Here is a 10543-nt window from a genome sequence, read left to right as displayed (position 1 = left end):
ACGGGAGCAAAGCGACCCTGCAACCCCTGCAACGGGAGCAAAGCGACCCTGCAACCCCTGCAACGGGAGCAAAGCGACCCTGCAACCCCTGCAACCTGCAACCTGCAACCCCTGCAACCAGAAGCAAAGCGACTTAAAACTTGCAACATGCCACAACCAAACAAACCATCACAAGCCGACCTCCTCAGTAAGTGGAAGCAACGCCGGAAGCCGGTGGACCGTACCATCCCGGCACGGCCTGCGGGCACCGTAGTGGCGCCCACCAGCGGTCAGCAGCGGTTATGGTTGTTACAGCAGTTGTATCCCGACAATGCTTTTTACCAGTACGGTCATCTGTATAAATTCTCCGGCCCGCTGGAGGCAGACTTGCTGGAGCAAAGTTTAGCGCAGATCGTTGAACGGCATGAATTACTACGGTCCAATTACGTTCGGCCAGAGGAGGATATTCAGCTGATCATTCGCCCTGCCGGAGACTTCCGGATGGCGCGCATTGACCTGGATTCCGTACCGATTAAAGAACGGCGGGCGAAGAGCGAAGCTACGGCCTTAGCCGAGGCCCAAAAGCCCTTCGATCTGGCAACAGGCCCCTTGTTCCGGGCCACTCTGATATACCTCGGAGAAGAAACTTCGTGGCTCGTCATCAGTATGCACCACATCATCGGCGACCGTTCTTCGCTGATGGTCCTCAACGAAGAGTTGTTCGGAATTTATACGGAGCTGGCGGAAGGGCGGAGCAATGAACGCTCACCACTAGCCATCCAGTTTCCAGACTATGCCCACTGGAAGAACCAACGGCCGGTGGCCGACAAGAGCCTCCAATACTGGACTGATTTACTCGGCGAGGCCCCACCATCTTCAGCTTTGCCCTTCGATCAGGTGCGGGCGGCGAAGCCGACCTATGCCGGAGCGACGCTCACGACCACAGTTTCGTCGGAAACATCCGTCCAAGTCAGGGAATTAGCCAGGGACGTGGGCACGACGAACAATGTGGTGTTCCTTGCCGCTTACCAGTCCTTGCTCCTGCGCTACGGCGCCCAAAAAGACCTTACGGTGGGCAGTCCCGTCAGCACCCGCGACCGCACCGAACTGGAAGGCATGGTCGGTTTCCTCAACGAGACGGTAGTGCTCCGAACGCGCTTTGAAGACAAAGACGAACGCTTTCGCGACCTGGTCGCGCGCACCAAAACGCAAATGGAGCAAGCGCTGGAACACAAGGACGTTCCCTTCGATGTGCTCGTCAATCACCTGCAACCCAGACGAGAACCGGGGGCTAATCCGCTGTTTCAAAACATGCTGGTGTACAACACCGAGGCCGCCGCCCCTACCCTACCCAAAGGCCTCGAACTAGGGGAAGAAATGATGGATCTGGGGGTCGCAAAATTTGACCTCACCCTGTTTGCCACAGACCACGGCAACCATTTCACCCTGGCACTGGAATACGCTAAGGACCTCTTTGACGAAGCTACCGCCCAACGTATGCTGGCCCACCTGACGGTGCTGCTCGAACACGGCACGGGCCAGCCCGACACACCGGTTACCCAGCTGGAGTTGATGTCTCCGGCAGAACGGCAGAAGGTACTGCTGGATTGGAACGACACGGCAACGAAACTCCCCCGCCCGGCCTCGGTTACCGAGCTGATCCTTGCAGCCGGACAGGAAAACCCAACCGCCATCGCCGTGGCCGATGAGGAGCACCAACTCAGCTACCAGGCGTTAATTGGGCGTTCTGCGGCATTGGCTGGTGAGCTACAGCGTGCAGGCGTGCTGCCGGGAACCCCCGTTGGCCTGTTCGTAGGCCGGACGGTTGACCTGATCGTGGGCATTCTCGGCATCCTCCGGGCGGGCGGCGCCTACGTCCCACTTGACCCCGACTACCCCGCCGGCAGGACCGCCTACATCATCGAAGACGCTGGCATAGAAGTGGTCGTGACCACCAAAAATTTACGCCCCAAACTAGTGGATTCCGGGTTACGGACCGTTGATGTTCCGATGGCACCCGCCACTGAAGCGCCTTTGTTCCCCACTCTATCAGGCGATGATCCGGCTTACCTGATTTATACTTCGGGGAGTACCGGAAAGCCCAAAGGCGTCACCATCTCCCAGGCCAATCTGGTGCATTCGACCACCGCACGTTTTGCGTACTTCGAGCACCAACCGAAGGCCTTCCTCCTGCTTTCTTCCTTTGCCTTCGACAGCTCGGTGGCCGGTATTTTCTGGACCTTGTGTAAGGGGGGAAAACTGGTTATTCCGCCAAAGCGTATTGAACAGGACATGGCGCGGTTGAGGGGCATCATTCACCATCAGGGCATCACACATACCTTGCTGCTGCCTTCCCTTTACCAATTGCTGTTGGAGGAAGCTACGCCCGACGAACTGGCATCTTTACAAACGGTGATGGTGGCGGGCGAAGCCTGCTCCCCGGTGCTCGTCCGGACACATTTCAAGCATTTTCCGTCAGTGGAACTCGTCAACGAATACGGTCCAACGGAGGGTACCGTTTGGTGTACGGCCCACAAGATTCAGCCGGGAGATGCTAATGGGGCAGTCCCCATCGGCAAGCCAATTCCTAACGTAAAAAACTATGTGCTCGACGCGCATTTGCAGCCCGTCCCCTTAGGTGTTCCGGGAGAATTATACCTGGCAGGAGAGGGCTTGGCCAAGGGGTATTGGCAGCAACCAAGCCTGACGCAGGAACGGTTCCTGGAGGCAGATTTAGGCGCGGTCGCGGGTGCCGGGAAAAGATTAAAAGCAAGGTTGTATAAGACCGGTGATCTCGTCAAGCTGCGTCCCTCCGGCCTGCTGGATTTCCTTGGCCGGGCTGATCACCAGGTGAAAATTCGTGGTTTCCGCGTGGAGCTGGAAGAGGTCAGTCGACGGTTAGAGCAGGTACCTGCCGTTCGCGAGGCCGTCACCATCGTTGATCAATCCGGGGCAGTGCCCCGGCTGGCGGCCTACTACACCGTTCGGGAGCAACTGTCGGCATTGAGCTTACGCCAGTCTTTACTCGCTGACCTCCCGGAGTACATGGTTCCCGCCATCCTCATCGCACTCGACGAATTACCTCGTCTGCCCAACGGCAAAATAAATCAAAGCGCGCTACCGGCCCCCGAGTTGACGATGCCTGCTACTTCTGCGGAGACGTTTGTCGCCCCAGCGACCGACACCGAAAAAAGCCTCGCTGCGGTGTGGGAGAAGGTTTTGAAACGAGGGCCGGTTGGCCTGGATGACAACTACTTTGCCATCGGCGGAGATTCCATTCGTAGCATCCGCATCATTTCCCAGGCACGGAAAGAAGGCCTGGAACTGGAGCCCCACCACATCTTCACGCACCAAACGGTGCGGGAGCTGGCGGCGGCCCTGGACCAAAAGGTCGTGGATGAAGAAGCCCGTACCGTAGTTCCCCTTCGCCGCACCGGTTCCGAGGCACCACTTTTTTGCATTCACGCAGGCGGCGGCCACGTTTTTTTCTACCAGCCGCTGTCGAATGCCCTACCACAGCACCGACCTGTATATGCCGTGCAGCCACACACCCTGGCCGGCATGGATGACCTTCCGGAGGACATCCCCGCAATGGCCGCAGATTACCTGCGGGAGATACGCAAGGTTCAACCCCATGGGCCTTACCACTTGCTGGGTACCTGCTTTAGTAATTGTGTTGTTCTTGAGACTGCCCATCAGTTGCTTGCTGCCGGAGAGACCGTCGGCAGTTTATTCATCATTGACTCCAGCCCCACCCAGCTTGCGCCAGTACCCGTCCCCCGGTTCTCTCCGGTGTATACCATGATCCGCATCATCAGGGAAGCCAATTGGAAATTGCTGCGACGGAGTATTTACCGCTATTGGTTTCATACCCGCCAGGCGCTCAGCATCCCGCTGGAGGACAAGCAGGGCAAAGCCCTGCGGCAAACCATTAATGGCCTGTATCAGCGCTATAACGAATACACCTGGTCGCCCATCCAGCATCCAATAACGCTGATTCGCAGTGCTCAATTTGCGGAGAACCCAGAGAAGAAATACCACGAAGACAACTGGTCTACCCTCGCCGGTGGTGGTCTGGTGGTCCGCGCTATCCCCGGTACACACATTGGCTTGTTCGAACCTCCTTACGTGGAACAACTGGCCGCAACTATTGAAAAATGCCTTCAGGAAACCCCGGCCGCCACCGCACCCTAAGCCAAACGCCCTGGGCAGTTCCGGCCTTCTTCCCTACCCTGCCACAGACCGGGGAGATACACCTTTGGCGTGCGAATTTATCCCTTGATCCGATCCAAACCAGCCATCACTACGCATTGCTTTCACCCGATGAAAAACAACGGGCCGCCAGGTTTCACTATCCTGAAGACCGCAACCATTTCATTAACGCCCGGGGCATACTCCGTAGCCTCCTGGGCCGGTACCTGGACCTTCCCCCAACAGCGATCTCCTTCACGTATTCCGCCTACGGAAAACCAGACCTGGCGGCTGAGGCACCTTTAAGTTTCAACGTCTCTCACGCTGGCGGGTACGGCCTGTTAGGGTTCACCTCCGGTCCTCCATTAGGCGTGGATCTGGAGAAAGCCGACGAAAGCATTGAGATAGAACGGTTGGCCTCCCGCTTCTTCTCCCCTACGGAAGCTGCGGCTGTCTTAGCCCTTCCTCCAACCGATCAGGTTGCCGCATTTTTCCGCACGTGGACACGTAAGGAAGCCTTCATTAAGGCCCATGGCGAGGGGCTTAGCTTGCCACTGGACCAGTTTGCGGTGACGGTGGACCTGGACCAGGACGTAGGTATCCAACGGGTCGACTGGGCACCGGAGGCTGTGGACGATTGGTCGCTGGGGTCGTTTATGGTGCGGGAAGGGCTACCGGGGGCGGTGGTGTTGCGGGGCAGGTACGGGGAAGTATTTTTCTTTGACCGGGAAAAGGGATAGCGCTGTGGATTTCCCTTTAGACGCAACCTGACACTTAGTGTAGAGTCGCCTGGATTAATTCAATTTCTAGCTAAATCAACACGATCAATACCAAAAATCAGGCTCGAAAACAGGGCATTATTAAGTATTCGTTGACCGAAAACATGAAAATTAAATCTGAATTTCTACTTTAGAGCGGTTGTTGCCTATGGGAAGCTTACCGTAGGGCAATGCGGAGGAGTTACGAAGTTGAAGGTCTTATTCCTGAAAATACGGTTTTTGATGGAGGTTAACCCTCGAATGAATCACAAGAATCATGTCAAAACAAAAGGACCCTTTCGACGGCTTTTTCCATAGAGCTCAAGCTTGGCTACCCGGTAAAAGCCACTTACTCAACACCAGTCCTGCCAAACGATTGATGCGCGTACTTCATTGGGGAATGTCCAACAACTATTACACCTATCAACAGGCATTGGAAGGTAAAGCCGGCGCCCATATGCCATTTAACGGCGAAACCGTATCTGTACTCTCAGCTTATGACTACCTAGGGCTGATTGGCCATCCTAAGATAGAGGAAGCTTCTATTGAAGCCATCCGGCAATACGGCACCAGCACCGGAGGCGTGCGCCTGCTAACCGGCACCAACGAATTACACCTGGAATCGGAGCGAAAAATAGCAGCCTTTAAAGGCACAGAAGCGGCACTGACATTTTCTTCCGGATATCTGACTAATGTGGCAGTAATCACAGCTCTTTTCGGAAAAGATGACTTAGTATTGGCCGACCAGTTTATCCATCGAAGCCTGACCGATGGCCTTCTGCTGGCTCAGGTCCCGTTTAAGCATTTTAAACATAATGACGCTGAGCATTTGGAGCACCTGCTGCAACAACACCGGGATTCCTTCCGAAGAATACTTATCCTAGTGGAAGGAACTTATTCTATGGATGGCGATAATTGTCCGCTGCCCGAAATAATCGAACTCAAGAAAAAACATGAGTGTTTCCTGATGATTGATGAGTCTCATTCATTTGGAGTATTGGGGAAAAATGGCCGGGGGGTTGATGAATACTATGGGGTGAACCCTAATGATGTATCCTTATATACTGCTTCCCTGTCTAAGACCATTCCGTCCAACGGTGGATTTGTGGCGGGTTCTAAGGAATTGATCTACTATCTACAACACGGTGCCAATTCTTCTATTTTTTCAGCAGCCCTTGCTCCTGCGGCTACGGCTGCGACTTCAGCTGCACTGGAGGTTATTCAGGATGAAAGATGGCGCCTGAATCAATTGGAAAAGAATATTGCCTACTTTAAAACCGGCCTCAAAAACCTGGGCTATACCATCCGCGAACCATCAGGTCATATTGTTCCACTCATGTTAGGGTCTGATGAGAAAGCATATGCCCTCTCCAGTGCCATGCTGGAAAAAGGGTTCCTGGTTTCGCCAATAGTCCATCCGGCCGTATCAAAGGGAAAAGCCCGCCTGAGGCTGTGTGTTTCAGCCAATTATACAAAGGAACTCATGGATCAAAGTCTAGCTGCTTTTGCGAAGCTCAGCCCGCGCTTTTCGAACGATTCCGTCGAGCTCCCTAAACAGAATATCCGGCCAAAAGCCTCTTAGAAAATGGATCAGCCGACTCTCGGCATTACAGTATACTTCGAATTTTCCTTTTTGCATACCCTGGAGTAGTGCTCTCGCTACTTGTCCTGCCTGCATCACTTTGGCCTTTTTGCTTATAGCTTTAGTTTCGGGTAGACTATGCTGACGCTCTTTTTCTAGCATGGGTGTCTGCGTATCAGGCGGATAAATAAGGGTAAGAGATATGTCTAACTCCATACGCAAACATTCAGATAAGCCAACAAGCGCAAATTTGGTAGGTGCGTAGCCACTGTAGCCAAAAAGCCCCACATAACCCGCCACACTAGACACCACTCCGATTTGGGCATTTTCCTGTTCTTTCAAAAATGGAAGAGCTGCCTTTAAACAAGTAATGACTCCAAAGTAGTTAACCTCCATCACCGCTTTCAAATCCTCCAATTCGATGTCCTCGAATTTACCGTGTACCGTAATACCCGCGTTTAAAATCAACACATGAATACCACCAAAGCGCTGGCTAATCTTCTTCATGACTTCCCCGATACGTTGTTCCTCCGTCACATCAGCAGAAAAAACCTCTACAACATTGGCGTGGAAATCGTTGCGCAAACTATCCGCGCTGGCCTCCAGACGATCTATGTTCCGGGCGATCAGGAACAGCCGGCTTCCCCTTAGTGCAAATTCTTTAGCAATGGCAAAGCCAATACCCGAGGACCCTCCGGTGACAACCACATTCTTCCCGGCATATTGATTATTAAGCTTGCTTTTTAAAAACATGGATTGAAGGAATTGGGGTGTCCGGAAATAAAATTTTTCGCATTTTTTTTAAAGCATAATGTGTAACGCGATTCTTAGCCTTAAAGAATAGAATACGCCCTGAGGGCTTCCCTCCAAGTCGTTGCTTAACCCAATAGGCCGTTTGTCCTAGTTTAAGTTGTTGGACATCTTCCTTGATGGCCAATGCGATCATGGCATGAATAAGATTAAAGTAAGGATCGACCTCAGCGTGTTTCCCGTATTTATTCCCCACCAGCGCAAAAGTCAGATATGGATCATGCTTAAACAACAAGCCTGCGGAAAGCACTTCTCCTCCCTTTTCTACCGTAATCAGTGTCAGGTCTTCCCTAAGCTTTTCAAAACAATGCTCAAAAAAAGGCAGGTTCAGAACTTCTAATTTGGTCTCTGCCCGGTCCATGACCTTAAGATAATAGTTGTAAAACAAAGAAGGCGGGCAATTCTCCCAATGATTAAACCGGACCATCGCCTGTAGTGGTGACACGATTCCAGCAGGAGCCTCCGGAGAAATAGGCGCTATTTTTTTTAATGACTTTTTAACCTGTCGGCGGTAAGTGTGTCTGAGCTCATTTAAATAAGCATCGAAAGAGGTCCATCGAATGTCCATGTTCATATATGGAATGCTGTCGCCAATAAAGTACCCTAAGCCTTTAAAGGCCCCAAGTTCACCGGCACTTTCCTGATCAAATTCTTTAAGGATAAAAAACCCAAGCTCATAGCGGCTAGCAATTTCCTGCATCTTTTCGTCCAGGGCCTTCAGCACCCAATTGGTTGATTCAGGCCGGGCAATGATTAGGTTTTTCTGTCCTAAAGAAATGGGCAATCCACAAAAAAGAATTTTAGGTTGCAAAAAATGGGGGATTCTTTTCCGAACACTCCTTATCCAATCGCTCATTCTTTCGCCTAAAAACAACCCCAGGTCGACCCTAAACGCAGACAATACGGCGGTAGCAACCAATTCATCTTTTTCATAGAAACAAACCGGCCAACATTGGCTGTTTTCAACTTTAGCCAGCTCAACAGTATGTATAAAACGATGAGTGTGGAAGACATCTAATGGCAGCAGTATCGAATCCCAAAGTTCAGCAGGAATTTCGACAATGGAGCTATAGGTCTTAACCACGTTAGTTGCCATAAAAAACGTATTTTTAGTTCTGGGCCTTCAACTGGTTATACTGTAAAAGAAGTTTTCGCGTATTAAGTCACCGGATTTTTCCGTCTGAACAAGGCGGCTAAACCGGTCTATAACCGTAGCTGCATGAGGATTTTACCAACGCAGTTCAGGCAAAAAAGACAAGACCTGGATCTTCAAGAATTTGGTTTACAGCGTACCGGGGACACTGTAAAACTTATCTTCCAGTATAAATCCTCCTACCTCATTGCCAGATGCTATGGAAAATGAAATTCGAATCAAAGTAGTGAATACTCCCAAAGACCTTCAGGCCTTCATCCGCCTCCCTTGGGTAATCTACAAAAAACATCCCAACTGGGTCCCTCCGCTTATGGCCGCCCAGAAAAGTCTGTTCGATTTTGAAAGAAATCCTTTTTGGAAAACACATGAACATGCGCTTTTCATGGTAATGAAACGGGGTCAGATCTCTGCCAGAATAGCCGTTTTTATTCCCAAAGTATCTGAAGACAGCGTAATCGGTCACTTCGGTTTCTTAGAAACCATCAATGATCAGGAAGTCTTTAATCAATTACTAAGTCATTCTCATAAATGGTTCCAACAAAGAGGCATTAAGGAGGTTATGGGACCATTTAACCCCTCCATTCACCACGAATCTGGGGTACTTCAGGATAGTTTCGAGGAACGGCCTTTTATAATGATGCCATATAATCCACCCTATTATCCTGAATTTTATCAGAGAGCAGGCTTTGAAAAAGCCATGGACTTTTGCGCCTACTCCATTCCAAGGGCTGAAAAAATTTTGGATGCCCGTTTGATCAAAGTTACTGACAAATTAATGCTGAACCTTCAGTTGAGCATTCGCTCAGCCAACAAGAAACGACCAGTCAGGGAATTTGACATCCTCCATCGATTATACAATCGCTCTTTTGAAGATCATTGGGGCTTTGAAAATCTGAGTAAAGAAGCTTTTAATCACCTCGCTACCGACCTGATGCAGATTGCGGACCCTGATCTTCTATTAATTGCTGAGAAAGAGGGAGTCCCCGTAGGTTTTGTACTCTGCGTGCCTAATTTTAATGAAGTTCTCCAGGAAATACCGAATGGCAAACTATGGCCACTCGGTATCTTTAAGCTGTTGTGGTACCGTCGTAAAATTAAAACGGTAAGGGTTATGACCACGGGGGTGCTGCCCGAATTCAGGGACCTGGGCATTGGCTTAACGCTTATGCGAAGACTCACTGAAATAATCATATCAAAAGGATATTCAGGAGGGGAGATATCCTGGGTGGCAGAGAATAACCCCGTGATGAACAAAGCGGCTACCAGTATCGGTGGCCGACCATATAAGAAAATATGCATTTACCAATTAAAAATCACATGAGTAATGCTATCTGTCGCACAAGTATTTATAGGCTTTTTCCTGCTCATCTTACTGATGGCCTACTTAATCCCGGCAGGGTTAGCCTATGGATACTTTTATCATTCGAGAAACAAATCCTGGGCTACTCAAAAAATTCAAAAAAACAAGGCCCCTACTAAAGAAATCATGTATAGAGATATACGTTGGTCCTTACTTACAATTTTCATATTCGCAGTACTGAGTACAGTGCTATATTATTTGGTAAATGCAGGGTATGGATTATTGTATTATGACATAGCGGACTATGGCTGGATCTACCTTCCTGCCTCCTTCTTCATTGCCCTAATCTTGCATGATTTTTATTTCTATTGGATGCACCGTCTTATGCATCATTCGATGGTTTTTAAATTTGTGCATTTACTTCATCATAAAACAACTTCTCCTACTCCGTGGACGATCTATGCTTTCCAGCCCCCGGAAGCAGTCGTTCAGTTCTCCATCATCTACATCCTGGTCCTCATCCTACCCTTGCACCCTATTGTGCTATTCCTTTTCATCGCTTATAACGTGATAGCTAACGTCGGCGGACATTGTGGATTTGAATTTATTTCCCAAAAAAACACTGATCATTGGTTGATGAAATATTTGAACACTGTGACACATCACGACCTCCATCACGCTAATTGCACCCACAACTACAGTCAATACTTTAATTTCCTTGACCGATGGTACGGAACATTCAGGGAGAGATAGAAGAGAAGAATAAGAAT

General features: G+C 50.2%; 7 protein-coding genes. 5 read left to right on the top strand and 2 right to left on the bottom strand.

Annotation, left to right across the window (positions count from 1 at the left end):
* Positions 1-147 precede the first annotated feature (147 nt).
* From B036_RS28615 to B036_RS28605, 3 genes are all read left to right on the top strand, one after another.
* Positions 148-4173 (top strand): non-ribosomal peptide synthetase, encoded by a 4026-nt coding sequence (locus B036_RS28615; RefSeq protein WP_026231820.1) that lies wholly within the window; start codon positions 148-150, stop codon positions 4171-4173.
* Positions 4137-4910, top strand: coding sequence for a 4'-phosphopantetheinyl transferase family protein (locus B036_RS28610; protein ID WP_020568326.1), 774 nt, complete (start codon positions 4137-4139; stop codon positions 4908-4910). The genes B036_RS28615 and B036_RS28610 overlap by 37 nt, the downstream gene beginning before the upstream one ends.
* Before the next feature lie 295 nt (positions 4911-5205).
* Positions 5206-6510, top strand: a complete 1305-nt coding sequence (locus tag B036_RS28605) for an aminotransferase class I/II-fold pyridoxal phosphate-dependent enzyme (RefSeq protein WP_020568325.1) — start codon at positions 5206-5208, stop codon at positions 6508-6510.
* Here B036_RS28605 and B036_RS32885 read toward each other — a convergent pair.
* Together B036_RS32885 and B036_RS0108740 are read right to left on the bottom strand one after the other, a co-directional pair.
* Complete coding sequence (locus B036_RS32885) at positions 6424-7263, bottom strand: SDR family NAD(P)-dependent oxidoreductase (protein WP_026231819.1); 840 nt, start codon at positions 7261-7263, stop codon at positions 6424-6426. The two genes, B036_RS28605 and B036_RS32885, sit on opposite strands and share 87 nt — an antisense overlap.
* A complete protein-coding gene (locus tag B036_RS0108740) occupies positions 7241-8416 on the bottom strand; it encodes a peptidogalycan biosysnthesis protein (protein ID WP_020568323.1) in 1176 nt (391 codons plus the stop codon). Before B036_RS0108740 ends, B036_RS32885 begins: the two co-directional genes overlap by 23 nt.
* 256 nt (positions 8417-8672) lie before the next feature.
* Between B036_RS0108740 and B036_RS0108735 the strand changes: the two genes are divergently transcribed.
* On the top strand, positions 8673-9794 hold the full coding sequence (locus B036_RS0108735) for a GNAT family N-acetyltransferase (RefSeq protein WP_020568322.1): 1122 nt from the start codon (positions 8673-8675) through the stop codon (positions 9792-9794).
* 3 nt (positions 9795-9797) lie between these two features.
* Positions 9798-10526, top strand: coding sequence for a sterol desaturase family protein (locus B036_RS34545; protein WP_020568321.1), 729 nt, complete (start codon positions 9798-9800; stop codon positions 10524-10526).
* Positions 10527-10543: the final 17 nt, after the last annotated feature.

The sequence above is a fragment of the Neolewinella persica DSM 23188 genome (assembly GCF_000373105.1).
Classification (GTDB): domain Bacteria; phylum Bacteroidota; class Bacteroidia; order Chitinophagales; family Saprospiraceae; genus Neolewinella; species Neolewinella persica.
This window is presented reverse-complemented; position numbering and strand designations above follow the sequence as displayed.